Here is a 25,741-nt window from a genome sequence, read left to right on the forward strand (position 1 = left end):
GAGCGGCCTACTCGATCAGCAGAAGGAGGGGGCCTGCTCGATCAGCACCCAGCCTGCTGGTCGAGCAGCCGCACAGCGGCGTATCGAGACCCCCCTCCACCAGAAGCCAGGCGGACGGGGATCTCGATACGGCCGCGAGCGGCCTACTCGATCAGCAGAAGGAGGGGGCCTGCTCGATCAGCACCCAGCCCGTTGGTCGAGTAGCCGCGCAGCGGCGTATCGAGACCCCCCTCCACCAGAAGCCCGGCGGACGGGGATCTCGAGACGGCCGCTCCGCGGCCTACTCGATCAGCGAGGGACGGGGAGCCTGCCGCGATCAGCAGCGGCGGGCCGCGTACGGCGCCTCGAGGACGGTGGAGGAGCCTCCGACGGTCACGGTCGCGCTCAGCGAGCCCGCCGCCACCGACGCCGCCCGGGTGGTGAACGCGTGCGTCGCGCTCGCTCCGGGCGCCGCGGTCAGCACCGGAGACGTGCCCCAGGCCGAGCGCAGGACGACGCTCGCGGGCGCCGTCCCGGTGTTCCGCACCACTCCGCTCACCACGACCCTGCCGCCGATGCAGCGGGTCGAGGCGGTGAGCGTCGCGGACACGGCGGGAGCCGTCACGACGACCGTCGCCGTGACACGCACCGCGGTCGAGCTCGACAGCACCTTGCCCGAGGCGTTCCACGCCGTCGATCCGCCGGCGCCCACCCACTGGTTCTCGTTCGCTCCGATGGTGCGGACGACTCCGGTCACCGGGTAGCGGCCCGGCGTCGAGGCGCGCACCGAGGACGTGTCCCAGGTGATCGGCTGCGACGCCGTGCCGCGGCCGTAGGCCAGCACCACGTCGGTCCGGGCGGGCAGCGCCGCGACGACCGCGTCGGCGGCAGCCCCGGAGGCGACGCTCACGTCGCCCAGGTCGGCGCGCACGGCCGAGGCCGCATCCGCCTTCCGCACCTCGTCGTACTGCCCCGCGGTCAGCGACACGATGCCGCCGTGCTTGGTCGACGGTGCCATCGAGAAGCCCGGATCCGTGAGCTGGGTCCAGCCCGCATCGAGGTCCGTCGTGACCATCGGCCGGTAGCCGGTCGAGGGGATGACGTCGACGTAGAGGTACCAGAGCTCCTCGCTGTGACTCTTGAACACCGCCGGTCCTTCGACTCCGCCCGCGTTGCCGCCGGCCCAGACCGCTCCGATGCGGTCCTGGATCGGGGTCCACCGGGCGCCCGGCAGCCACCACTGGGCGGCCGTCGTCGACTCCATGTAGATGCCCCGGCCCGTGCCGTTGTCCTTCGAGATCCGGTAGGTCGTTCCGCCGTCCTGGATGAGCGTCGTGTCGATGACGTCGGCCCCGGTGTCCACGAACACGCCGCCGTAGGAGTAGGTCTCCTGGGTGAAGTCGGTCGTCGAGCCCCAGAGGATCCGCGACGCCCCCGTGCCGGGAGTGTGCGCCGCGTTCGGATAGACCGTCGAGGACCAGTAGAGGACGAACGAGCCGTTCCCCTGTCCGTCGAAGTCGTCGACCCAGGTCGCCTCGGGCGCCCACATCATGCCGGCCTCGAGAGCCCGCTGCCCGGCGTCGTCGAGCGAGACGTCGAACTGCCGCAGGTCGCTCCACGACACCAGGTCGGTGGACTCCCAGACGTTCATCTTCACGCTGCCCTGAGTGGTCCAGTAGCACCACGAGGTGCAGGAGCCGGTGCCGCCGTCGCCGCCGAAGACCCGGAGGTCGGTGGCGATGATGTAGTACTTCTCCGTCTCGGGGTTGTAGGTGAGGTACGGGTCGCGCACGCCGGTGGTGCCCAGGTCGGAGGCGAGGATCGGCTTCCCGCCGTTCAGCGGGTCCCACTTCTCGGGGTCGTCGCCGCGCGAGACGTCGAGGTAGATCTTCTCGGCGTAGCCCTGCGCGTCCTCGAGGAAGTGGACCATCAGGTAGCCGTAGGGGGTGTCGACGCCGACCTGCGGGGCGACGGTGACGGCGATCTGCCGGGTGGCGGTGACGCCGCGGATGCTCGACGTCGCGGTCAGCGTCGTGGAGCGCGCCTGCTGGCCGGCCGCGGGACGGTCGGCGGTGAGGGTGCGGCCGTCGGCACCGATCCGCAGGGCCGGGTCGCTGGAGCTCCAGGTCACCGCTCCACCGTAGTCGGGCAGGTTCGTGGTCGAGTCGTCGACGGTCAGCGGAGCGACTCCGTCGAGCACCGCGGAGGCGAGCGGCGCGAAGGTGCTCGCGTGCAGCTGCGCGTCGGCGGTCGAGACCGAGGCGACCTCGGTGCCGGTGAGCGCGCGGTCGTAGACGCGGAACGTCGACACCTCGCCCTTGTAGAAGGGGTCGGGATACGGCGCGCGGCCGATGGTGCTCAGCGACTGGTCCGTCACCGAGGACGGACGCAGCGCGGTCGGCGCCGAGGCGACCCGCACGCCGTCGACGAAGAACGAGATCGTGCCGGCCGCGCCGTCGATCACCGACGTGAGGCTGTACCAGCGGTCGGCGGCGATGCCCGAGGCGCCGCGCGCGTTGTTCTCGGCTCCGCCTCCGTTCGTCGTGATCGCCGTGCGGACGCGGTCGCGCACAGACGCGAACCAGTACTGGCTCGTGCTGTCGCTGCCGATGTTCCAGAGGAAGTGGAAGGTCGAGAGCATCGACGCGTCGGCGCGGGTCTCGACCGTCACGGTCGCCGACGAGCGGCCGGTCAGCAGGTCGTCGGGCAGCTCGACCCACGGCGCGGCGCTCGTCTTGGCGCCGCCGGGCAGACGGAGCGACGTGCCGGTCCACAGGGAGTCGGTCCCGTTCACGACGCGCGCGGGCCCCACGGCCGAGGCCGCCGTGTTGGGCACGCTCGCGCCCGTCGCCTGGGTGAAGCGGTACTCCGCGAGCAGTCCCGACTGCGGGATCTGCGCGGGCTCCGCGGCGGCGGCCGGAGGGACGACGAGTCCCGAGAGCAGCACCGCCCCGAGCCCGACGGCGGCGAGGGCGGCGCGCAGGGGCGCGCGCCGGGTGGTGGTGGGCATGGTGTGCTCCTTCGCACGAGGGGGGGTTCGGATGACGGGGATCTCGAGACGGCCGCTGCGCGACCCCCGCTGGTCGAGTAGCCGCCGCAGGCGGCGTATCGAGACCCACGCCCCTCAGCAGTGCTGCTGGAGGACGCGGATCTCGATACGGCCGCCGCGCGGCCTACTCGATCAGCAGGGGGGGGCGGCGCGGCCTAGCCGCAGGTCAGCGCCGGGTAGGCGGACTGCACCGTCGCCGTGCGTCCGGAGTCGTCGATCCCGGCCGCCGTGACCGTGGTCGAACCGGCCGGCAGAGCAGCCTGGCGCGTCGTGAAGCTCGCCGTCGCGGTCTTCCCGCCGCCCACCGCCGACAGGGTCTTCGTCCCGGACGCCGAGGCGATCGTGACATCGGCGGGCAGGTCGTCGGTGTTGCGGACCGTGGTGGTCAGCACCGCCTTGCCCGAGATGCACCGGGCCGTGGTGGTCGCCGTGACCGTGAGCGCCGTCGTCGACTCCGGTGCGCCGACCGAGAGGCGGTAGCGCTGGCAGTCGTTGTTCAGCACGTCCCACTGGCCGATCAGCGTCCCGTTCTGAGCGGAGCAGTTGAACAGGTCGAGCGCCTTGCCGCTGTGCACGGCGCGCAGCTCGACGGTGCCGTTGTTCGACGGACGGAGGCGCCAGGTGCTCCCGGAGACGCCGCACGCGCCCTGCGTGACGGTCGCGCCGTTCGCGGTGGAGCCTCCGGTGACCGCGAGGCACTTGCCCGCGGCCGTCACCGGGTGCATCTCGACGTCGCCCGCGCCGGTCGGCGTGAAGGTGACGCGCTGGCAGGCGGCGCCGGTCCACTCCCGCTGCTGCAGGGCCGCACCGTCGGCGGTCGAGCAGTTCGGCAGGTCGAACGTCTTGCCGGTGGCGAGCGAGCTCACGGCGACCGCTCCGGAGGGCCGCAGCGACCACTCCTGCGCGGTCGCACCCGATGCGGTCGCCTGTCGCACCGCGCTGCCGGACGCCTCGAGCAGTCGGCCGCTCGTGCGCGAGGTCAGCGTCGAGTACCCGCCGGTCCCCGGGTCCACGCTCCACTGCTGGCACCCGGTCGCGAGCCACGCGGACTGCTGCATCGCGGCGCCCGAGGCCGTCGAGCAGCCGACCGCCCCGAGGGCCTTGCCGCTGCTGGCGTTCACGATGCGCACGAAGCCGTCGCCCGTGCTGTCGAGCTTCCAGTTCGCCCGCGGGGTCGAGCAGGAGCCCTGCACCACCGCGGCGCCGTCGCCGCTCGCGGTCGGCGAGACGGTGGCGCACTGGCCTGTGCTGCGGCTGACGAGCTGCCACGGGGCGCCCTCGACGCGGGCCGTGATCGGCGCGTTCTCGCCGCTGGGGACGGGGATCTGCGCGCTGGTGCCGAGCGGAGTCCCGAAGTCGGGCTCGCCCTCGGCGGTCCAGTCGACGATGTGCGCGCGGGCCGAGCGCTCGCGCGAGCAGCCGCCGTCGGGTCGGGCGTTCGCGTGGTAGAGGTTCCACGTCTCGGTGCCGTCGGGCGAGTCGAAGAAGTCGTTGTGGCCGGTGCCGAACTCGCCGTTGGCCTTCGAGAAGACCGGCCCGTCGCTCTTGGTCCAGGAGGAGGCGAGCACGGGGTCGCCGGTGCCGTCGTACTCGAGGGTGCCGAGCTGGTAGTCCTCGGTGCCGCAGAAGCTCGCCGAGTAGACGATCCAGGTGCGGCCGTCCTTCTGCAGCGGGATCGGGCCCTCGTTGACGGGTGCGCCGATGGTCTCCCACGGCTCGACGGGCTGCGAGAGCACGTTCAGCGGTCCGGTGGCGGTCCAGGGGTCCGACATCCGGGCGATGTAGTTGTTCTGCAGGCGGTCGGGCTCGGGCGAGAACGCCGACCAGGTGACGAAGAGCTCGCCGTTCAGCTCGAGGTACGCGCCGTCGATGTTCCAGTCGTCGGTCGGGATCGGGCGGCCCTTGTAGGTGTAGGGCCCCATCGGGTCGTCGCCCGCGCTCTCGATGACCTGCAGGTGCTGGCGGTCGAAGTTGCCGGCGGTGCCCATCGTGTACATGAGGTACCAGCGGGGCCCGTTCGGCCCGTTCAGGCGCTGCAGCTCGGGCGCCCACATGTTGGCGTTCCGGCCGGGGTTCGTGTCGGTGTAGACCGTGACCGGAGTGGTCGTGCCCAGACCCGCGAGCGTGGGCGACTTGCGCATCACGACCCGGTTGTCCCACGTCGTGGCGACCATGTAGTAGTTGCCGTCGTGGAACTCGATCGTCGGGTCGGCGGTGTCCGGCTCGATCGGATTGGTGAAGGTGGGTTCGCCGATCGCGGCGGCCGGGGAGGCGGCGAGCAGCGGCAGGGCCACGACGCTCGCGAGCAGGATCAGGAGCCCGGCGGTCAGGCGCCGGCGGACGGACGTCAGCACGCGGCCACCTCCCGCGGACAGGTGCTCGGGCGGAACGGGGCAGCGCTCATGGGTGACTCCATCGTCGAGAAGGCGCGATCACGACGGCCCGATCGGAGGGGCCGCGGCTCGCTGAGGCGGATCGTCAGGGGCCTCCGTGCAGAGGGATCGGCGTCGTCGTCGACGCGTCTCCCGGGTGCGGAGTCCCGGTGTTGTTCACGGTAACAGCGCCTCGCGCAGCAGGTCAATGGGGGTGGGGAGAGCACGCGGAAGGCCCGCGACTCCTGTGGAGGGAGTCACGGGCCGTTCGGTGGTGGGGAACCGGTCAGCGCGTCGCCCGGGAGCGGCCCGGGTGCGTCAGAGCGTCTGCGCGAACGGGTCGAAGTCGACCGGCACCGCGGGCACCGGCGCCGACAGCGTGCTGTCGACCGCGACGAACCCGCCGTTCTCGGCCGACTCCTGCGCCGAGAGCATGACGTCGAGCACGTGGAAGCCGAGCTCGCCGGTGGCCACGTGCGGGCGGTCCTCGGCGATGGCGCGGACCATGTCGAGCAGCCCGAGACCGCGGCCGACGACCGTGCCCTCCTGCTCGACCTCGGTCCACTCCTGCTCGCCCCAGGCGCCGTCGGCGATCGAGGTCGGGGCCTTCACGAACGCCGTCCGGCCCTCGAACTGGTTCGGGTCGGGGATCACGAGGGATCCCTCCGTGCCGTGGATCTCGAAGACGCCGTGGCGCTCGAGCGCCGAGTCGAAGCTCAGCAGGCTCGACGCCTGCTGGCCCGCGGCGAACGAAGTCAGCACCTGCAGCGACGTGGGCACCTCGACAGGGAACGTCGTGCCGGCGTCGGGACCGGAGCGGATGACCCGCTCCTCGAGCTTCTTGCGCCCGAGGGCCGCCACCCGCTCGACCGGTCCGAAGAGGCTGACGAGGCCGGTGAAGTAGTACGGGCCCATGTCCAGCAGCGGGCCGGCGCCCTGGGCGAAGAGGAACGCCGGGCTCGGGTGCCAGAGGTCGGGTCCGACGGTCTGGAACGTGGTCGAGGCGAACATCGGCTCGCCGATGACACCCTCCGCGATCGCGCGCTTCGCGGTCTGGAAGCCCGGGCCGAGGACGGTGTCCGGCGCGGAGCCGACCCGGAGGCCCTTCGCGGCGGCGTCCCGCAGCAGCTGCGCGGCGGCGGCGCGGTCGAGACCGAGCGGCTTCTCGCTCCAGACGTGCTTGCCCGCGGCGATCGCGGCGGCCGAGACCTCGATGTGCGCGGCGGGGATCGTCAGATTGACGACGACCTGCACGTCGGGGTGGGCGAGGACGTCCTCGGCCGAGCCCCAGGCGGGGATGCCGTGCTTCTCGGCCTGGCTCTTCGCCCGGTCGAGGATCAGGTCGCCGACGACGAGCACCTCGACGTCCGGGAAGGACGCCAGGTTCTCGAGGTACGTGTCGCTGATGACTCCGACGCCGATGACGCCGATGCCGATGGGGCCGCTCATGCCGCGTACCCGCCCTTCACGAGGAAGTCGTAGCTCGCCCGGATGTCCGCGAAGACGTCACCGGGGGCGTTGTCGTACTCGATGACGGCGTACTCGATCGACCCTTCGCCGGCCTTCAGCGCCGCGACGAGCGGCACGTCGCCCTCGCCCGGTCGGCGCTGGTCCAGGGTGTCCGAGCCGAACGCCGCGGCGCCGGGGGCGAACGGGTTCTCGGCCGGCGCGATGCCGTCCTTGACGTGCACGGCGACCAGGCGCGAGCCCAGCGCCGAGACCAGCGCGGCGACGTCCTGGCCGCCGGTCAGCGCCCAGAACAGGTCGAGCTCGATCTCGACGCGCTCGTCGGTGCTCGCGATGAAGCGCTCGTACGCGGTCTGCCCGTCGAAGGAGGCGATGAACTCCTGCGCGTGGTTGTGGTAGCCGACCTTGAGGCCGAAGGTCGCGGCGATCTCGGCGGCCGTGTTCAGTCGGTCGGCGATGTCGGCGACGCCGTCCTCGGTCAGCCAGCGCTCGACCGGGACGAAGGGATCGATGACGGTCCGGATGCCGATCTGCGCTGCCGCCTCGAAGACCACCTCGGGCGCGGGCGTCGGGATGGAGCCGTCCGGGGTCCACAGCTCGTCCGAGAGCAGCGGGGCGTGCCCGGTCGGAGAGGCGAGGCCGCTCGCGTCGAGCGCGGCCCGGATCTCGGCGGGACGGCCCACGAAGTCGAACGCCTCGACGTTCTTCAGGCCGATGGCGGCGAGCGTGTCGAGCGACCCGTGCGGGTCCTCGGAGAACTGCTTGGCCAGCGTGTACAGCTGGACGGAAGCCAGGGGAAGGGTCATGGTCTCTTTCGCTTTCGTTCGGAGGGTGGAGCAGCTGGAGAGGGCGGGCCGGTCGTCGAGTGCGTCCGTGGGCGGCGGTCGTCGCGCGCCGCGTCCGGATCGAGGTCGTCCCGGCCCGGTCTACCGCACTTTCTTGATGGGGAAGATGACGATCGCTCCGATGACCGCCGCGACGGCGCAGACGGAGAACCAGAGGGCGTAGTTGTTTCCGGTCGGATCGCTCACGTAGACCAGGATCCCGCCGATCAGCGGAGCGAGCGTCTGCGGCAGGGCGTTGGCGATGTTGAACACGCCGAGGTCCTTGCCGGAGTCGTCGGGGTTCGGCAGCACGTCGACGACGAGCGCCAGGTCGACGCCCACGTAGATGCCGTAGGCGAGGCCCAGCATCGCCTCGAGGATGTAGAAGGCGCCGACGTCCTGCACGAAGATCAGGGCGAACGTGCCGATCGCGAACAGGGCCGTCGAGCTCCAGACGAACACCTTGCGGCGCCCGATCCGGTCGGACAGCCAGCCGGCGAAGTAGCTCGCCGCGATGAGCGCCACGGTGTAGATGAGCACGCTGGTGGTGATGACCGCGGGGATGTCCCCCTCCTCGACCCCGATGTGGTTGAGGAGGTAGAAGAAGCGGAAGGTCGTGAAGCCGAAGCTCGCGAAGGTGATCAGGAAGCGCGACCACCAGGCCAGCGCGTAGTCGGGGTTCTTCACCGGGCTGACCCAGAAGGTCTCGGCCCAGTCGCGCAGGGTCGCCTTCGGCGGCGCGACGGGCAGCCGCTTGTCGGGCAGCACGACGGCGAAGACGACCATGACGACGATCGCCAGGATCGACGGCGCGACGAACATGACGAACAGCTGGTCGACGAAGGCCTGCGCCACGTAGGTGCCGCCGAGGATGCCGACGTTCTGCGCGATGCCGAGCGCGGCGGTGACCTTGCCGCGCTGGAACCGGGGCACCTGGTCGGCGATCGTGGCGATGAAGGGCGCGAGCGTCATGTTCGCGCCGAGCTGCGCGAGCGACCAGCCGATCGTCGCGACGAGCAGGGTCGGAGCGAGCGCCATGATCGCGAACGCGGCGGTCATGATGACCGTGCCGGCCACGATCCAGACGCGGCGCCGCCCGAGGCGGCTGGTCGTGCGGTCCGAGAGCCGGCCGAAGACGACATTGGCGATGGTGGCGAACAGGGCGCCGAACCCGCCGAGCACCGCGGCCGCTCCGGTGGCGCCGTCCTGCGCGATCTCGCCCGCGTCGACGAGCGACTGGATCTTCAGGCCGATGCCGACGATCGCCGGCCCCAGTAGAGCGATGAAGAAGACGAGCTGCGCGGCGAGCAGCCAGAAGACGTAGCCCTTCTTCGCGGGCTCCGTCGGCTCGGGGAACCAGGCGTGGTTCCGCACTGTCGCCGTGGACGTCGTCATGCCCGAGGGCATTCCCGCCGCGGATCCGCTGGAAGTGGTCATGTCCGGTTCCTCTCACCGTTGAGTGCCCACGCCGCGGGATCAGGATGCAAAACCTAGCAGCGTGCGGTTTTGAGTATCCCCGGCCGGGGGCTCGTTCGCAAGAGGGCGGCGAGAGGGGGCGCGGCCTCCACCGGGCTGATGCGGTGCGGGTGCGACACCGGGGGCGAGGACGGTGACCGAGAGGAGGTCGGCGTCGACCGTCGAGTGTGCGAGCAGTCGGAGAGGACGGTGAACGCCGGCCGACCGCGATCCGCGGGACAGCTCCGGCGGTCCCCGGAGCTCAGCTACGCGGGGCGTCCCTCTCCCCCCGGGCCGTCGGACCCGTTCCCGTCTCGGGCAGCGTGACGTACACGGCGAGCGCGATCGTGACGATCACGATCATGTAGACGGCGACGAGCAGCGGCTGACCGGCCCCGACCAGCGCCGTGGCGATGAGCGGAGCGGTGCCGCCGAAGACGGCGATCACGATCTGGTGGGCGAAGCCGATGCCCGAGACGCGGACGGAGGCGGGGAAGAGCTCGGCCTGGATCGTGGGGTAGACCGATTGCCAGATGCCGAGGACGACCCAACCGGACGCGGCGACGACGATGTACACGCCGAAACCGGGCTGCTCGAGGAGCAGCAGCAGCGGGAAGAACAGGACGATCATGCCGATCGCACCGACGATCGGGAAGATCCTCCGGCGTCCGAGGCGATCCGAGAGGTAGCCGCAGACGGGGACGATGATCACGAGCAGCACGAGGCCGATGACGCTTCCGGCCAGCGTCTCGGACAGCGCCCGGCCGGTCGTGAGGTTCGCGTAGGTCGGGAGGAAGGTCGCCCAGGTGTAGTACGCGACGGCCGGAGCCGAGAGTGCGGCGGTCTGCAGGAGGGGCTTCCGGTGGTTGCGGAGGAGGTCCTTCAGCGCGTCGAGAGCCGACCGCTCGTCCGTCTCCACGGCCTCGAACTCTGGCGACTCGTCGGAGCGGGCGCGCATGACGAGGCCGATGACGCCGAAGAGCCCGCCGATGAGGAACGGGATGCGCCAGCCCCACGAGGCGAGGTCGTCGGGGGCGAAGGCGGAGGTCACGATCGCCGCGGCACCGGTCGCGCAGAGGGTCGCGAGTCCGCTGGCCATGTTCGAGAAGGAGCCGAAGAGCCCGCGGCGGTTCGCGGGTGCGTGCTCGACCATGAAGGCGATGGCGCTCTGCTGCTCGCTGCCGGCCGAGACGCCCTGCATGACGCGGGCGATCACGAACAGGACCGGTGCGAGGTAGCCGACGGTCTCGAACGGCGGGGTCAGCGCGATGATCAGCGCTCCGAGCGCCATGCCCGAGATGGCGAGGGTGAGGATCCGGCGGCGGCCGTACTTGTCGGCGAGCGGGGAGATGATGATGCCGCTCAGAGGGCGCACGACGAAGCCGACCGCGTAGGTCAGGAGTGCGGCGATGAGGGATGCGAAGGGCGAGTCGCTGGGGAAGATCTGGCCCGAGAAGACGGCGGCGAGCAGGCCGTAGATGTACCAGTCGTACCACTCGACGAAGTGGCCGACGGTCCCGGCGAGGAGGTTCTTGGAGCGCCGGCGCGAGGCGCGCGCGTCCTCGGTGGACGTGGGGGACGTGGTCGAGCGGGGGATCGTCATCGAACTCCTTCAGGGAGAGTATGCGGTCTGCGGGGACGCGTGCGGGCGCGACGATCACCGCCGTCGGCACGGGTCGGCGGCGGTGATCGGAGGGGACGGGCTAGGTGCCCATCCCGAGGTGGGCGCCGCCTGCGACGTCGAGGCTGACGCCGGTGATGTACCGGTTGGCGGGGTCGGTGAGGAACAGCGCTGCGTTCGCGACCTCGTCGGGACGGGCGAAGCGCTGCATCGGCAGCTGGGCGGCACGCGCGGCGCGGGCCTGCGCCGCCGAATCCTCGGCGTCGCCGGACGCGTCGGCGAGCTGCGCCCACATGTTCGTCTCGACGGGTCCGGGAGTGATCGCGTTGACCGAGATGCCGGAGGGCCCGAGGATCTGGGCCATCGACCACATGATGTGCAGCACCGCGATCTTGCTGGCGTTGTAGGGGAGATAGGTCGTCCGCCCCTCCTTCGCGGCGACGGACGAGAAGAGCAGCATCGTGCCCTTCGTTCCGCTCGCGAGCATCGCGTTCGCGGTCTCGCGGACGATGGTGAAGGTGCCCGTCGCGTTGATCGTCATGATCCGCTCGAACTCGGCGGTGCTGGTGCGCAGCGGATCCGGGGTCTCGCCGAGGACGCCCGCGGCGTGCACGAGCACGTCGATGCGTCCGTGGGTCGCGACGACGTCGCGGACGACCTCGGCCGTCGCCGCTTCGTCGGTCACGTCGAGGCGGCGGTAGCCGGCGGCGTCCGAGGAGCCGCTGTCGCCGCGGTCCGCACCGATGACCGTCGCGCCCTGGCGGACGTAGGCGGCCAGCATGGCGGCGCCGATGCCCCCGTTCGCCCCGGTCACGAGGACGATCTGATCGGCGACGGTCACGGGGCTCGTCTCGTCGTCACTTCTTGGCATGGCTGGACCACTCCCTTCCTACCTGCTCTTCGATGGGGAGCCCGGCCGCGCTCAGGATGCGGTCGAGCAGCAGCTGCGTCTTCGCGGCGTCGGCGCCCGAGGTGAGCGGCTCCTGCCGGTCGCGGACGCGGTCGAGGAAGTGGTGCACGGCGCCCGCGAACCCGAAGGTCTGCGTGGCGGTCGCCCAGCCGAACGCCTCGGGGGACATCTCGCGCACCGTGGTCGTGCCCTCACGAGTGAGGGAGAGGCGGTCGGGCGCGACGACCGCGGCGGTCGCTCCGTCTCCGTAGGCGTCGAGCTTCTCGCTCCAGCCGCCGGCGGTGCGGGCGGCCATCAGCACGCCCGTGTGGCCGTTGTCGAAGCGGATGAGGGCGCTGACGCCGTCCTCCTGCCACGGATCGTCCCCGGCTGCGGAGGCGGTGACCTCGACGGCCTCTCCCCCGCAGTACCAGCGGAGCAGATCGACCATGTGGATGGCGTTCTCGAACGTCGCCCGGTACTCGGATCCGGCCCTGTTCTTCTGCGCGATGCAGAACGTCGCTCCGGAGGTCGAGAACACCTCGCGACCGGCCGCGTAGACCGGCGCGAAGCGGCGGTTGAAGCCGACCATCAGGATCCGGCCGCGCTCCTCGGCGAGGCGGGCGAGCGCCACGGCGTCGTCCGAGCTCGTGGCGAGGGGCTTCTCGCAGAAGACGTCGACGCCCGCCTCGAGCGCGAGTCGCGTCGCGCGGACGTGCTCGGAGCGCGGCGTGAGGATGAAGACCGCGTCGAGGTCCTCGGCCTCGAGCATCGCCTCCACGGTCGGGTAGGCGGCGCGGAACCCCCAGCGGCGCAGCAGCGCGCTCGGATCCTCCTGCCGGGTGACGAGGGCGCGGAGCTCGACGTCGTCGCGGGCGACGAGGGTCGGGAGCTGCGCGATGCTCGCGATGTTGCCGGCTCCCGCGACGCCGATCCGGAGCACGTCGCGGCTCACGGGGCCACCGCCAGTCCGGTGAGGATCTCGCGCACGGCCCGGGCGCCGTTCGCGAAGCCGACGACGGGTTCGGGGAGGTCCTGCGGGTGCCAGCGGTACTCGTACTCGAGGGTGAGGACGTCGTCGTAGCCGCGTCCGGACAGCTCGCGGAGGATCTCCGGCCAGGGCACGACGCCGTCGCCGACGACGCGGGAGCTGACGGCCCGCTCCTCCGCTTTGACCCGGGCGGTGTCGCTGGCGCGGAACCGGGCCTTCGGGTCCTTGAAGACGAGGTCCTTAACGTGGACGTGGCTGATCAGGTCGCCCTGCACATCGAACGCCTGCTGCCAGCTCTCGTCGTGCGTGAAGGTCAGGTTCGCCTGGTCGTAGAGCACCCGCACGGACGGCGACCCGATGTCGCGGACGAGGCGCGCCGTGTCGGCGGCGGTCTGGGTCATGGTGCCGAAATGGTTCTCGACCGCGAGGACGACTCCCGCGGCGGCGGCGTGACCGGAGAGGATGCCCAGAGCGGTCCGGAGCCGACCCCAGTGCTCGTCGCGCCCGGGGGTGTTCGGCTGCCAGGAGCCGGCGTAGACGCGCACGCGGGTGGCGCCGATGGTCTGCGCGGCGTCGATGCAGCTGCGGAACTCGTCGATGCCGGCGCGCCAGTCGGCGTCGTCGGTGCTGTTGATCGACGTCGTGTACGGCGTCAGCGCGACGATCGGAATGCCTTCACCGGCGGCGATCGACGCGGCCTCCTCCGGGGCGCGGGGGTCGGACGGGTCGATCGCGGCCGGGTAGTCCTTCTGATAGATGACCTCCGCGGCGTCGAGTCCCGCGGTCTTGAACAGGGCGAGTGCCTCGGGGAGGGTCTGCTCGGGAGTGCCGAGGGTGTGTCCGGCGATGATCATGAGGAGGATGTCCTTTCTGAGGGGCGGTTCCAATCCGCCGGGCCGACCAGCTCCGGGGCGTCCTTCACCCGGGAGCGGTCGACGAGTTCCATGTGCAGACCCCACGGGGTCCGGAAGTAGGTCCAGCGGTTGCCGGCGACGGAGGGGCTGTCGCCGCCGACCTCCTTACGGCCACCGAGGATGCGCACTCCGTCGATGCCGCGCAGGTGTTCGACGGCCTCGTCCACATCGTCGACGACGAGGCAGAGGTGGTGACCGCCCCGGTCGCTGAGCCGGGGATGCTCGAAGCGCTGGTCGGCGGTCGCCCACTCGAACAGCTCGATGTTGAGGTTCGGCGGCAGGCGCAGCATCGAGAGCTCGAGGGCCGCGTCGTCCGGCACATCGAAGTGCAGGGGCATGAACTCGGCGTCCGGTCCCCGGCGGGAGCGGTAGAGCTCCTCCGCGCCGAGGACCTCGACGAAGAAGGCGACGGCCTGCTCGAGATCGGGGACGGCGTACGCGGCGTGGTCGACGTGCCGGAGTCCGGGGAGCAGCCGTGCGGTCATCGGACCGCTCCGGTCGACGCGCGGACGACGAGTTGCGGCTGGAGCACGACGTGGTCGACGTGCCCGTTCTGCGCGGCGCGCTCGGCGAGAGTGATGGCCAGCCTCCCCATCTCGGCGATGGGCTGCTGCACGGAGGTGAGGGGCGGGTTGCTGCGGGCACCGAGCGGGAGGCCGTCGAAACCGACGACGGAGACGTCGTGGGGCACGGAGATCCCGCGGGTCCCGAACTCGCTGATCAGACCGAACGCGACCATGTCATTCGCGGCGATGACCGCGGTGGGCCGCGACGGCATGTCGGCGAGCCTCTCAGCGGCGCGCTGGCCGGCTTCCGCGCCGATCCCGCCGTCGAATTCGATCGCCGCCATGCCGTGGCCCTCGGCGAGCGAGTGGTACGCCTGCCGCCTGTCCTCCGCGGTGTGCGTGCCGACGAGGCCGGACGCGTAGGCGATCGAGGTGTGGCCGAGGCCGACGAGGTGCTCGAACGCGAGCTCGATGCCCTTCGCGCTGTCGACGGTCACGGTCGAGATGGGGTGGTCGGTCTCGATCCGGTCGATGACGACGAGGCGGCTGCCGAACCCGTACGGCTCGAACTCCTCAGGGTCCACGCGGGTCGAGGGAGCGATGACGCCGAACGGCGCGTACATCGACTGCATCGCGTGCAGGTAGCGTCCGGTGGCGGCGGCGTCGTTCTCGGTGACGCAGAGCACCAGCTGGTAGCCGCGCTCGACAGCGGCGGCGGTCATGGTCTTCGCGAGTTCGGCGAAGAACGGGTTGGTGATGTCGGGCACGATCAGGGGCACCAGGGTGCTGGTCTTGGTGCGGAGGGCCTGCGCGAGGGGGCTCATCGTGTAGCCCATCGACTCCGCGATCCTGAGGACGTGCTCGCGCGTCTCGCGCTTGACCGCCTCGGGCCGAGAGAACGCGCGCGAGACCGTGGACTTGTGCACTCCGGCCGCCGCGGCGACCTCCTCGATGCTGGGTATGGTCATCGTTCTCCCCCTCGTGATGCCGACGCGTACGCGTCCCAGACGACCGTCATCGTCGCTTCCAGATCCCGGATGCCGGGCAGATCCCGCCAGCCGTCCGCGAGTCCCTCGGCGATCGCGTCCACGAACGGGCCGTAGAGCGGATCGCTGTCGACGTCGATCGCGTCCGTCTCGGTCGTGCCGTCGGTGGCGGTGAAGGAGGCGGTGCCGTCGGACCAGACGGAAGCCGCGCCCTCGGCTCCGATGCGCAGGAAGGCGCAGTGCCGCTTCAGAGGCGACCCCGGGAATGCGTAGCCGACCTCGATCACGGCGATGCGTCCGTCGGGCGTCGTGAGCGTCAGTGCGGCGAAGTCCTCGACATCGTGCTGGTGCAGCACGCGCGAGACTGCGGCGGTGACATCGACGGAGGTGGCGCCGGAGGAGCGGAGGAAGAGATCGACGAAGTGCGGGGCGAGGTTCACCATGCAGCCGCCGCCGGCACGGGCGGGATCGACCATCCACGGGCTGCCGTTCGCGAGGTAGCGCTCCGGCGGGCCGGCGACGAACTGGGCGGTCTCGTAGACGGCACTGCCCGCACGATCGAGCCAGCGCTCGGTCGGACCGCCTCGCTGCACCAGGGGGACCGCGATCGGCACGCCCCCCCGCTCCGCCGCCTCGCGGATCTCGATCAGCTCGGCGATCGAGACTCCCGCGGGCTTCTCGACGACCAGCGGGATCCGCCGGGCGATGAGCGCGAGGCACGCGTCGCGCATCTCGTCGTGGGGCACGAACACGTAGGCGAGCTCGATGTCCGACTGCTCGGCGAGCACCTGCCGCCAGGAGGCGGACACCGGCGCTCCCCACTGCTCGGCGAGACCGGTGACGGCGGACGGGTCGTGGTCGCTGATCGCGATCACCTCGTGCCGATCGGCGATCCGGTCCGCGTAGAGCGGCACATGCCAGTGGGAGGGGGACAGGACGATCGTCCGCGCGCGGGTCATGAGTGCTCGCTTCCTACAGTCGTGAGCCGATCGGCGAGATCGGTTGCACGGAGTGCTTGACGATAACCGACCACCGGACGCCCGCCCCGGGCGAAGTCGAGTGCCGCGCGCGCCTGATCGAGGAAGAGATCGGTCTCGGGGAAGTGCCGGACGGTCTCGGAGCCGTTGCGCTCCCACTCGTGCAGCGCCCAGTTCGACCACAGCCGACGGCCCTGACGCGCGACGACGTCGATCTCCAGCGACCAGTCGTTCCGATTGAGACCGGAGGTGTGGTTCCACGGGTTCCAGTACGTCTCGAGGCGGAAGTGCGGGCCGTCCTCGAAGGTCATCGTCGCCGCGGCGTAATCGGCGGCGGCGGTGCCGTGCAGCCCGTTGACGGCGTAGGAGCTCTGCACCGCGACCTCGCCGGGGAACAGCGAAGACACGTACTCGAGCGCGTGGATGCCGTTGACGACGGCGACCCCGCCCTCCTGGGGAGCAGTGCGCCAGGAGTCGAGACTCAGCTTGCGCGCCGCGGAGCGCACGCCGACGCTCACGACGTCGACGGTCGCCACCCACTCCGCGAGGGCTCGCGCGGCAGGGTGGTGGTGCAACGTGTAGCCGACCATCAGCGCGTCATCGACGCACTCGACGTCGGCGAGCACGGCCGCGTTCGCGACGGAGGAGCCGATCGGCTTCTCCGAGAGCACCCGGAAGCCGCGCCGCAGCAGCGCCGCCGTGACGTCGGGCTGCACGCTCGTCGGCAGGGAGACGACGACCAGGTCGACGTCCTCGAGGCGGTCGGCCGAATCGACGACCTCGGCGCCGACGTCGCGGGCGAGCTCGAGCGCGAGGGAGCTCGGATCGACCAGGGCGACGACCTCGGCGCCGAGCTCGTGGAACGCGCGCACATGGCGACTGCCCGCCCAGCCCGCGGCTCCGACGACCGCGACGCGGACCGGGGCGCTCATCCCTTCACTCCGCCGGAGGTCAGTCCGGCGATGAACCAGCGCTGGAAGGCGGCGAAGACGCCCAGGACGGGGAGGAATGCGACGACCACGAAGGCCGAGAACAGACCCCAGAAGTTGCCGAAGCCGGTCGTCACGTAGCGGACGATGCCGTTCTGCACGGTCTTCATGTCCTCCGTGGTGGCCAGGACGGTTCCGACGAGGAAGTCGTTCCAGACGAACACGAAGATGAAGATCGCGATCGCGGCGATGCCGGGGCGGATGAGCGGGAGGACGATCCGGATCAGGATCTGCAGACGGGAGCAGCCGTCGATCGCGGCCGCCTCCTCGATCTCGACAGGGATGTTCTCGATGAAGTTCCGCAGGAAGAGGATCGTCTGCCCGCAGATGATCGCGGTGTAGACGACGATCAGCATCGGGTAGGTGTTGATCAGCGCGGTCTGCACGAACATCGAGTAGAGCGCGATGAACACGACGATGGCCGGGACCATCGAGAGCACCAGGATTCCCGTCATGAGGGTCTCCATCCGCCGGCTCCGGAACCTGGTCGCGACGTAGGCCGCGGGGATGCAGATGAGCAGCGCCAGGACGATGGAGCCGCCGGCGTAGACGAGCGAGTTGATGAAGAAGCGGATGTTCGTCGACGTGAGCAGGCCCGCGTAGCCGCCGAAGGAGATCGGGTCGGGGATCCAGGTCGGCGGGAAGACGATGGTGTCCTCCTCGACCTTGAGCGAGGTCGAGAGGATCCATGCGATCGGCGGCAGGACGATCAGGGCGGTGATCAGGATGTAGATCCACCCGGGGATCGCCTTCAGCGCGTCGCCCTTCGTGCGGCGGCGGACGGGTGCGGTGGTCACAGGCTTTCCTTCCGGCGGAAGCGGATGGCGACGAGGGTGAGCACCACGTTGACGGCGAAGAGGAGGATCGCGGTCGCGGACGCCCCGGAGAGGTCGAACTCGTTGAAGGTCTGGTTGTACACGCGCATGGAGAGCGTCTCGGTCGCCCCGAGGGGTCCGCCGCGGGTGGTGACGAGGATGATCGTGACCATCTGCACGTAGAGCATGAGCAGCACGACGATGACCGAGACGATCGTGTTGCGCAGGTAGGGCAGGGTCACGTTGACGAACCCCTGCCACACTCCGCCGCCGTCGACCTTGAGGCTCTCGCGCAGCTCCTCCGGGATGGTCTGCAGGGCCCCGAGGAAGAGCAGCATGGCCTGCGGGTAGGACCACCAGGCGGTGATCAGCGTGACGGCGACGAGGGCGCTCGTCGGCGAGGAGAAGACGTCGGTCGGGCCCATCCCGAGCGAGGTCGTGATGGCCGAGGCCGGACCGAAGTTCGGGTTGAGGAACCAGAGCCAGATCGTGCCCGCGGTGGCCTGCGACATGAGCCACGGCAGGAGGAACAGGGCCCGGACGGAGCGCTTGAAGGTGTGCAGGTTGTTCAGCACGATCGCCGAGAAGAGCCCGGCGGGGAGCGCGATGACCAGCGCGCCGAGCGAGAAGGCGAGGGTCGTGCCGACCTGCCCGAGCAGGCTCGGGTCCGAGAAGAGCGTGGTGAAGGAGGAGAGTCCGGAGAACTCCCCGATCGCGTAGTAGTTCGTCTCGTGCAGGGCCGTCCACGCCGTGTAGAACAGCGGTCCGACGAAGACGAAGAGGAAGACGACGGTGACGGGGAGGACGTAGAGCCAGACCCGGCGGTCACGACGCGGACGGTTCGGCGTGGGAGACGGGGCGGCGTCCTCGGGAGTGAGGACGCGGGCAGCGCTGGTGGTTGACATGGTGATCCGCTTCCCCGGGGAGCCCGCTGGTGCGGGCCCCCCGGAAGGTAGGCCGAGCTACTGGTTGATCGCGTCCTGCGCGGAGGTGAGGAAGTCGCTTCCCGAGGTGTTGTTCAGGGAGAGCTCCTGTCCGGCCTGCGAGAGGCTGGAGGCGACGCCGATCCAGTCGTCGGAGTAGGCGTGCGGCTCGCTGTTGGCCTCGACGTATTCGGCGACGGTGTTCACCGTCTCGGCCTCGGGCGTCGAGAAGAACTCGGCGTCGTAGGTGGAGGAACGGGTGGGCACCTCGCCACCGGTCGCCATCACGGCGCCGGCTTCGGCGCCCGTCATGTACTCGATGAACTTCCAGGCCGCGTCCGCGTGGTCGCTGCCTTTGCCGATGCCGAGGGTCCAGCCCAGGGTCGCTCCCGAGGTGCCGCCGTCGGCGGGCGCGGGGAGGTTCGTCCACTTGATGTCCGGGTTGGCCGCGGTGAGTGTGATGACCCGCTCGCTGCCCAGGACCGCCATCGCGGTCGTGCCGTTGCTCAGGCCGTCGGTGACGGTGGAGTAGCTGTCCGAGACGACACTGCTGCCCAGTCCCCCGGCGTCGCGGAGGTCGGCCAGGAAGTCGCCGAACTCGTCGGCCTTCGTGCCGGCGAAGTCCGCCTCTCCGTCGCCGTTCCAGATGTCCTCGCCGACCTGGCTCATGAAGCAGTCGAAGAAGGTGCTGATGATCGCCGAGTTGTCGGTGTCCGAGAAGCCCGTGCCGAAGCCGGTGAAGCCGGCGGCCGCTGCCTTGCCGGCGACGTCCACGACCTCGTCGTACGTCGTGGGGACCGTCGCTCCGATCTGGTCGAGGATCTTCTGGTTGTAGTAGAACGCGCAGGTGCGGTACTCGTAGGGCACCGCGACCTGCTCGCCGTCGGCGTCGGCGAGGTTCTCGACAGGGCGGAGCCAGTCGGTGATCTCGGCGGCGGCCTCGGGCAGCGGCTCGTAGGCTCCGGCGGCGGCCATCTGCGGGACGGTCGGCGTGAACATCTTGAAGACGTCGGGCGCCTGGCCGGCTGCGGCGGCCTGCGGAAGCCGGTTGAGCATGTCGCCCAGCGAGACGACCGACAGATCGACCGAGATGTTCGGATTGGCCGCTTCGAAGCCGGCGATGTTCTGCTTGAGGGCGTTCGAGCGCGGGTTGTCCTGGCTCGGGTCGAGGAAGTCCCAGTAGGTGAGAGTCACGGGCTCGTCGGGGGCCGACGCCTCCGGGGAGCCGGCGCATCCGGCGAGGATCAGGCTCACCAGCGCCAGGCCGGTCACGGCAAAGCTCCATCGCTTCTTGGTCATCATCTCTCCAATGAGATCGGTTGCTGAGATCGGTTGCTGCGATCGGTTGCAAGCTAGACCACGAGAAGACCGGCTGTCAACGACGAGGTCAGAACCTCCTGATGGAAGGTTCTCGCGATCTCAGGAGACGGAGCCGGACTCCCCCAGGACGAGGGCGACCCCCGCCGACCCGGCGTCCGAGACGACGTCCGCAGCGAGGGCGTCGTCGGTGACCACGGCGTCCAGATCGGAGAGTCGGGCCACGACGTGCGCCTCGACCGCGCCGAACTTGCTGGAGTCGACCAGCAGATACTTCCGCTTCGCCCGAGCCAGGACCGAGCGCTTCACCGCGGCGTAGCTGAGAGCCCCGGTCGTGGCTCCCGTGCCGACGTTCCACGCGCTGGCGCTCAAGAAGACCGCGTCGAAGACGAAGTTCTGGAGCACCGGGGGAAACAGCTCTCCCACCGCCGAGAGGGTCGCGCCGTCGACGCGGCCCGCCGCGATGACGACGGACATCCCCGGTGCGGCTTCGACGAGGTCGATCGCCGTCGCGAGGTCGTTGGTCACGACGGTGATGCCGACGATCTCGGCGAGCGAGGACACCATGGCCGCGCAGGTCGTGCCGGAGTCGAGGTACACGACGTCTCCGGGCGAGACGAAGGCGGACGCGGCTCGCGCGATCGAGCGCTTCGCCTCGACCCGCACGCCCGTCCGGTCGCGCCGGTCGGGCGGAGGGACCCGGCCGCCAGCGACGGTGGCGCCGCCGTGGGCGAGTTCGACCTCTCCCAGATCCCGGAGCTCGAGGAGGTCGCGGCGCACAGTGACGAGCGAGACGTTCATCTCGGCGGCGAGATCGACGGAGCGCACGGCCCCCCTCTCGGCGAGCCGGGCGCGGATCACGTTTCGACGCTGAGTCGCCAGGAGCGGTGGCGAGTTATTCATTTCTGTCGCTTTCTGTCGCTTCTTGTCGTAATCTCGAGCCATGAGCCCCAAGCTGAAGACCCTGAATCACATCATCGAGGATGGGACCGTCGTCATCGTCCGCCTCGACAGCGCGGATGAGGCCTACAGGGCGGCCGCCGCGGCGATCGAGGGCGGCATCCGCGCGATCGAGATCACTCTGTCGACCCCCGGGGCGCTGCGCGTGATCGAGCGGCTCGTCGAGAGCCACGGCTCCCTCGCCTCGATCGGCGCCGGCACCGTCCTCGACGCCGCGAGCGCCTCCGCCTCGATCTCGGCCGGCGCCTCCTTCCTCGTCAGCCCGCACCTCAGCCGCGAGATGATCCGCACCGCGAACCGCTACCAGGTCCCGACGATCAGCGGTGCCTACTCCCCCACCGAGATCGTCGAGTCGATCGAGGAGGGGGCCGACATCGTCAAGCTCTTCCCCGCCGAGATCGGGCCGGAGTACGCGAAGGCGGTCCTCGCGCCCCTCGCGCACGTCTCGCTGATGCCCGCGGGCGGCGTCACCACCGCGAACGTGAAGACCTGGTTCGACGCCGGGGTCTGCGCCGTTGGAGTGGGCAGCACGATCACGAAGGCCGCTCGTCCCGACGGGGACTACGGTCGCGTGACCGCGGCGGCGCGCGACTTCCTCGCCGCTGTGCGGAACGCGCGAGACTGACCCCGTGTTCGCTCTCGTGGTGGTCGGCTCGGCCGGATCCGGCAAGTCGACCCTCGCCCGCGAGATCGCCCGGCGCTGCCGTGCGGTCTACCTCGACAAGGACGCCCTCGCGGGGCCGCTCGTCGAAGTCGCCCTGGCGACCAGCGGGCACGGAGCCGACGAGCGTGAGAACAACTCCTTCTACCGCGAGAGCGTGATGCCGGCCGAGTACGCAGCCCTGTTCGGAGTCGCCGGGGACAACCTCCGGCTGGGGCTGTCCGTCGTGATCGACGCGCCCTTCGCTGCCTATCTCGGCCGACCGGACTTCCTCGAGAAGAGCACCCGCGACGCCGTCTGGCCAGACGTCGTCCCGACCGTGCTCCGGGTGACCGCGACCGAGAGCGAGACCCGTCGACGGCTCGAGAGCCGGGGTCTGGATCGCGACCTGGCGAAGCTCTCCGACTGGGAGGGCTTCTGGCGCGACTGGGGCCGCTCCCCCGTCTCGTGGGCCGGCGTCGAGCTCATCGATCTCGACAACAGCGCGGTTCCCGACCTCGATGCCGTCGTGGAGCGCCTCGGCTGAGAGCACGCCCCGCGAGCACGAGGGTCCGGAGCGACGGACCCTCTCGAGTTCCCGGGTCGTCGCGGCTGGAGGGTCTGCGACGGCTCGGGATCACCGTCTCCCTACCGAGCCTCGCCGAGCATCCGGTCGAGGAACGCGACGGCGGCCACCCGCCCCCCTACTCCGCGACCTCGACCGTGAACACCACGTCGTCGGGCAGACTCCGGAGCACCGAGAGGTCGGACGTGACCTCGCCCATGAGCGTCAAGGTCGGCACCGAACTCGTCTCCTCGTAGATGATCGTGAGGCTGTCGGCCGGGTTGTAGTAGACGATGTCGCCCGGCTGGACGTCGGTGTAGAACGGGCCGGTCTCGGTGAGGGGCGCGTCGAGCTCGGTGATGTACTCGATGCCGAGGTTGCGGAACCACGGCAGCTGCGCCGGGAGCATCGCGAGGAGGTCCTGCGAGACCCGGCTGTCGTTCAGCACGGCCGTGACGACCTCGTCCCCCGCGGTCAGGGTGATCGCGGTCGGCCCCGCGGGAACGTCGGCAGCGGGAGCGGCCTCCGTCGGAGCGGTCGCGGCGGGGGTCGTCGCGCCCGAGCCGGCAGCGGTGGTCGGGGTGGACAGGACGTCGGCCCCCTCGTCCGTGGATCCGGTCGAGCAGGCGGAGAGCACGGCGACGACGGCGGTCGCGGCGAGGACGGCGGTGATTCTTCTCATGCCACCAGTCGATCCGCGCCGCCGGATCCCAGCCAGTCCCGCCCGTGAGGTGCCCCGGCGGGACCCGGCTGCGGGGGTCTCCGGGAGGGACCCCCTCCCGGCCGCCCAGGCGCGTAGCGTCGCTGCCATGGACAGCCACGCCGAGATCAGCGAGTTCCTCACGTCCAGGCGCGCCAGGCTCACGCCCGAGGCGGCGGGGCTCCCCGACTTCGGCGGGCGCCGGCGCGTGCCGGGCCTGCGCCGCGAGGAGGTGGCGCTGCTCGCCGGAATGAGCTCGGAGTACTACAAGCGCCTCGAGCGCGGCAACGCCGCGGGGGTGTCCGAGTCGGTCCTCCAGGGCATCAGCCGGGCCCTGCAGCTGACCGAGGCCGAGCACGAGCACCTCCTCGACCTGGTGCGCGCGGCGAACTCGATCGCGCATCCGATGCAGCGCAGGCCCGCACCGCGGACGTCCCGCGTCCGCTCCTCCGTCCAGCAGATGGTCGACGCGATGGCGACCGTGCCGGTCTACGTGCAGAACGGTCGGCTCGACTGCGTCCTGACCAACCGGCTCGGCCGCGCGGTGTTCTCGGAGATGTTCGTCGACCAGCAGTCGCCGATGAACGCGGCGCGCTTCGGCTTCCTCGACCCGCGTGCCGAGACGTTCTACCGCGACCTGGCCGACTCGCGACGCCAGTCCGTCGCACTCCTGCGTCGCGAAGCCGGGCGGGACCCCTCCGACCGGCGGCTCACCGCGTTGATCGGCGAGCTCTCGACCCGCAGCGAGACCTTCCGCGGCATCTGGTCCGCGCACGACGTCAAGGAGCACCGCACGGGCGTGAAGCGCCTGCACCACCCGGTGGTCGGCGACCTGGACCTCTCGTTCGAGTCGATGGATCTCGCCTCCGAGCGCGGCCTGCAGATGATCGTGTTCTCGGCGGCACCCGGGAGCGCGTCGCACGACGCGCTCACCCTGCTCGGCAGCTGGGCCGGAGAGAGCGATCCCGTCGGCCTCGGCGATCCCGCCGCCGGATCGAGCAGAGCGGCGCTCTGATCCGACGACGGGGGTCTCAGGCCGTCTCGGGGAAGTACCCGCCCGCCGGTCCGCGGACGGCGCTCGCGATCAGCTCGGCCGCGCGCTCCCTCGACACCGGGACGACCGGCGCCGCGAGGAGCCAGGCGAGCAGCTCGTCGAACGGCATCGTCTCCGCCGGCCAGGCCGGCATGTACGGGTCGCAGTAGATCGGGGTCCCGGGCTCGCTGCGCCAGCTCTCCGCGAGGCCGCCGGTGTCGAGCGCGTCGTAGCCGAGGGCGTCGAGGATCTCCGCGGCCCGCGCCTTCGCTGCGGCGTCCTCCCCCGCGATCGGCAGGGTGCTGCGCTCGGGATCTCCCGCCGCGCGAGCTCCGTTGCCGAGGCTCGCGAAGGTGATGCTGTTGAACGCCTTCACGACGGAGGAGTCGGCCAGGTGCGCCTGGACGAGCTCGCTGGCCGTCGACTCCCGGTCGTCCAGCGCGGCGATCCGGCCGTCGCGCTGCGGGTAGTAGTTGGTGGTGTCCAGCACGACCTTGCCGGCGAGGGCGTCGGCGGGCAGGTCGGTGTGCGCGATCAGCGGGATCGCCGCGATGACGACGTCGGCCTGCACCGCCACCTCCCGCACGGTGCCCGCGCGGGCGCGGGGCCCGAGCTGCTCGACGAGTGCGCCGAGGCTCTCGGGCCCGCGGGAGTTGCTGAGGACGACGTCCAGGCCGGCGGCGATCGCGAGACGCGCGAGCGTGCCGCCGATCGCTCCGGAGCCGATGATGCCGAGGGGTGTGCTCATGGTGATGTCCTTCGTGATGCGGATCGTCGTGCGGAGTCGCCGGGTCAGGCGTCGTGCGAGAGCGACTCGGAGAGCTCGCGGTGCGCGTCGATCTGCTGCTGGACCAGGGCCTGCTTCTGCTCGATCGAGGCCGCCGCGTCCGCTCCGGCGATGAAGCGGAGGGGGAGGTCGCCGGAGTCGGAGAGGGTCACGATCGCGCGTGCCAGCTTCGCGGGGTCGCCGGGCTGCTGCCCGTTCATGCCCGAGAAGGCGGCGAGGGTCTGCGCGGTCGCCTCGGCGTAGTCGTCGATCGCGATCTCGGGGTGGATCGTCGAGGACCCCTCCACGAGCAGATCGGTCCGGAAGAAGCCGGGCACGACGGACATCGTCGAGACGCCGAACTGCGCGACCTCGGGCTGGAGGGACTCCATCCAGCCCTCGAGCGCGAACTTCGAGGCGGCGTACGCCGAGGTGAACCCGCCCCCGACCAGGCCTGCGGTCGAGGTGACCGTGATGATCCGCCCCGACCGCTGCCCGCGGAGGAGGGGCAGGACGGCGCGGGTGACCGAGAGGGCTCCGAAGAAGTTCGTCTCGAACTGCGCGCGCATCTGGGCGTCGCTGAGGGTCTCGAAGAAGCCGGCGTGGAAGTTGCCCGCGTTGTTGACGAGCACGTCCACGCGGCCGAAGCGCTCGACGGCCGCCGCGACGGCCTTCTCGGCGGCGGCGGGATCGGTGATGTCGAGGGCGACGGCGAGGAGGTTCTCGTGCTCGCCGATCGCGGTGCGCACGCGGTCGGCGTCGCGACCGGTCGCGACGACCTCGTGTCCTGCGGCGAGGGCGGCGCGGGCGAGGTCGACGCCCAGTCCTCGTCCTGCTCCGGTGATGAACCAGACGTTCGTGTCAGCCATGCTCGTGTGTCCTTCGGTGAGGGCCCGACCGGATGTCGATCGGGCGCTGAGGCCAGTCAACGAGGGGCGCGACGCGTCGAGACAGACCCGCTCGTGAGGGTCACCAGCAGGGTCCCCCTGGGACCCGGGTGCTG

Annotated in this window: 23 protein-coding genes; 3 read left to right on the top strand and 20 right to left on the bottom strand. The window is 70.8% G+C overall.

The window, feature by feature from the left end:
• Positions 1–316: 316 nt before the first annotated feature.
• The 17 genes from NB037_RS04350 to NB037_RS04430 all read right to left on the bottom strand — a co-directional run bounded on the left by NB037_RS04350 (position 317) and on the right by NB037_RS04430 (position 20,935).
• Positions 317–2,989, bottom strand: coding sequence for a LamG-like jellyroll fold domain-containing protein (locus NB037_RS04350; RefSeq protein ID WP_251944066.1), 2,673 nt, complete (start codon positions 2,987–2,989; stop codon positions 317–319).
• A 194-nt stretch (positions 2,990–3,183) separates the two neighbouring features.
• Positions 3,184–5,382 (bottom strand): RICIN domain-containing protein, encoded by a 2,199-nt coding sequence (locus NB037_RS04355; RefSeq protein ID WP_251944069.1) that lies wholly within the window; start codon positions 5,380–5,382, stop codon positions 3,184–3,186.
• Positions 5,383–5,718: 336 nt separating this feature from the next.
• Positions 5,719–6,849, bottom strand: coding sequence for a Gfo/Idh/MocA family protein (locus NB037_RS04360; RefSeq protein ID WP_251944072.1), 1,131 nt, complete (start codon positions 6,847–6,849; stop codon positions 5,719–5,721).
• Positions 6,846–7,673: a sugar phosphate isomerase/epimerase family protein gene (locus NB037_RS04365; protein WP_251944075.1), complete on the bottom strand. Its 828-nt coding sequence runs from the start codon at positions 7,671–7,673 to the stop codon at positions 6,846–6,848. The genes NB037_RS04360 and NB037_RS04365 overlap by 4 nt, the downstream gene beginning before the upstream one ends.
• Positions 7,674–7,793: 120 nt before the next feature.
• Positions 7,794–9,128, bottom strand: coding sequence for an MFS transporter (locus NB037_RS04370; RefSeq protein WP_251944077.1), 1,335 nt, complete (start codon positions 9,126–9,128; stop codon positions 7,794–7,796).
• Between the two features lie 280 nt (positions 9,129–9,408).
• The gene (locus NB037_RS04375; RefSeq protein ID WP_251944080.1) at positions 9,409–10,749 is read right to left on the bottom strand and encodes an MFS transporter; all 1,341 of its coding nucleotides are present in this window, start codon (positions 10,747–10,749) and stop codon (positions 9,409–9,411) included.
• Between the two features lie 100 nt (positions 10,750–10,849).
• Positions 10,850–11,638 (bottom strand): SDR family NAD(P)-dependent oxidoreductase, encoded by a 789-nt coding sequence (locus tag NB037_RS04380; protein ID WP_251944082.1) that lies wholly within the window; start codon positions 11,636–11,638, stop codon positions 10,850–10,852.
• Positions 11,625–12,611, bottom strand: coding sequence for a Gfo/Idh/MocA family protein (locus tag NB037_RS04385; protein WP_251944084.1), 987 nt, complete (start codon positions 12,609–12,611; stop codon positions 11,625–11,627). Before NB037_RS04385 ends, NB037_RS04380 begins: the two co-directional genes overlap by 14 nt.
• Entirely contained in the window at positions 12,608–13,501 is an 894-nt protein-coding gene (locus tag NB037_RS04390; protein WP_251944086.1) for a sugar phosphate isomerase/epimerase family protein, read from the bottom strand. The genes NB037_RS04385 and NB037_RS04390 overlap by 4 nt, the downstream gene beginning before the upstream one ends.
• A complete protein-coding gene (locus tag NB037_RS04395) occupies positions 13,498–14,046 on the bottom strand; it encodes a VOC family protein (protein ID WP_251944088.1) in 549 nt (182 codons plus the stop codon). Before NB037_RS04395 ends, NB037_RS04390 begins: the two co-directional genes overlap by 4 nt.
• A complete protein-coding gene (locus NB037_RS04400; protein WP_251944090.1) occupies positions 14,043–15,035 on the bottom strand; it encodes a LacI family DNA-binding transcriptional regulator in 993 nt (330 codons plus the stop codon). The genes NB037_RS04395 and NB037_RS04400 overlap by 4 nt, the downstream gene beginning before the upstream one ends.
• Positions 15,032–16,012, bottom strand: a complete 981-nt coding sequence (locus NB037_RS04405) for a Gfo/Idh/MocA family protein (RefSeq protein ID WP_251944092.1) — start codon at positions 16,010–16,012, stop codon at positions 15,032–15,034. The genes NB037_RS04400 and NB037_RS04405 overlap by 4 nt, the downstream gene beginning before the upstream one ends.
• The gene (locus NB037_RS04410; RefSeq protein WP_251944094.1) at positions 16,009–16,962 is read right to left on the bottom strand and encodes a Gfo/Idh/MocA family protein; all 954 of its coding nucleotides are present in this window, start codon (positions 16,960–16,962) and stop codon (positions 16,009–16,011) included. Before NB037_RS04410 ends, NB037_RS04405 begins: the two co-directional genes overlap by 4 nt.
• Positions 16,959–17,816, bottom strand: coding sequence for a carbohydrate ABC transporter permease (locus tag NB037_RS04415; RefSeq protein WP_251944095.1), 858 nt, complete (start codon positions 17,814–17,816; stop codon positions 16,959–16,961). The genes NB037_RS04410 and NB037_RS04415 overlap by 4 nt, the downstream gene beginning before the upstream one ends.
• On the bottom strand, positions 17,813–18,739 hold the full coding sequence (locus tag NB037_RS04420) for a carbohydrate ABC transporter permease (RefSeq protein WP_251944097.1): 927 nt from the start codon (positions 18,737–18,739) through the stop codon (positions 17,813–17,815). Before NB037_RS04420 ends, NB037_RS04415 begins: the two co-directional genes overlap by 4 nt.
• A gap of 57 nt (positions 18,740–18,796) precedes the next feature.
• The gene (locus NB037_RS04425) at positions 18,797–20,056 is read right to left on the bottom strand and encodes an ABC transporter substrate-binding protein (protein WP_251944099.1); all 1,260 of its coding nucleotides are present in this window, start codon (positions 20,054–20,056) and stop codon (positions 18,797–18,799) included.
• 120 nt (positions 20,057–20,176) lie between these two features.
• Entirely contained in the window at positions 20,177–20,935 is a 759-nt protein-coding gene (locus NB037_RS04430) for a DeoR/GlpR family DNA-binding transcription regulator (protein ID WP_251944101.1), read from the bottom strand.
• An 82-nt stretch (positions 20,936–21,017) separates the two neighbouring features.
• Here NB037_RS04430 and NB037_RS04435 point away from each other — a divergent pair, with 82 nt between their 5' ends.
• The gene (locus tag NB037_RS04435) at positions 21,018–21,659 is read left to right on the top strand and encodes a bifunctional 4-hydroxy-2-oxoglutarate aldolase/2-dehydro-3-deoxy-phosphogluconate aldolase (RefSeq protein ID WP_251944103.1); all 642 of its coding nucleotides are present in this window, start codon (positions 21,018–21,020) and stop codon (positions 21,657–21,659) included.
• A gap of 4 nt (positions 21,660–21,663) precedes the next feature.
• Positions 21,664–22,221 (top strand): P-loop nucleotide/nucleoside kinase family protein, encoded by a 558-nt coding sequence (locus tag NB037_RS04440; protein ID WP_251944104.1) that lies wholly within the window; start codon positions 21,664–21,666, stop codon positions 22,219–22,221.
• A gap of 157 nt (positions 22,222–22,378) precedes the next feature.
• Here NB037_RS04440 and NB037_RS04445 read toward each other — a convergent pair whose 3' ends face one another.
• Positions 22,379–22,921: a cyclophilin-like fold protein gene (locus NB037_RS04445; protein ID WP_251944106.1), complete on the bottom strand. Its 543-nt coding sequence runs from the start codon at positions 22,919–22,921 to the stop codon at positions 22,379–22,381.
• A 127-nt stretch (positions 22,922–23,048) separates the two neighbouring features.
• Here NB037_RS04445 and NB037_RS04450 point away from each other — a divergent pair, with 127 nt between their 5' ends.
• Positions 23,049–23,954, top strand: a complete 906-nt coding sequence (locus tag NB037_RS04450; protein WP_251944108.1) for a helix-turn-helix transcriptional regulator — start codon at positions 23,049–23,051, stop codon at positions 23,952–23,954.
• Between the two features lie 16 nt (positions 23,955–23,970).
• Here NB037_RS04450 and NB037_RS04455 read toward each other — a convergent pair whose 3' ends face one another.
• Both NB037_RS04455 and NB037_RS04460 read right to left on the bottom strand, forming a co-directional pair.
• Complete coding sequence (locus NB037_RS04455; protein WP_251944110.1) at positions 23,971–24,720, bottom strand: NADPH-dependent F420 reductase; 750 nt, start codon at positions 24,718–24,720, stop codon at positions 23,971–23,973.
• A gap of 44 nt (positions 24,721–24,764) precedes the next feature.
• Entirely contained in the window at positions 24,765–25,607 is an 843-nt protein-coding gene (locus NB037_RS04460; protein WP_251944112.1) for an SDR family NAD(P)-dependent oxidoreductase, read from the bottom strand.
• Between the last annotated feature and the right edge of the window lie 134 nt (positions 25,608–25,741).

Source organism: Rathayibacter rubneri, assembly GCF_023743255.1.
GTDB lineage: Bacteria > Actinomycetota > Actinomycetes > Actinomycetales > Microbacteriaceae > Rathayibacter > Rathayibacter rubneri.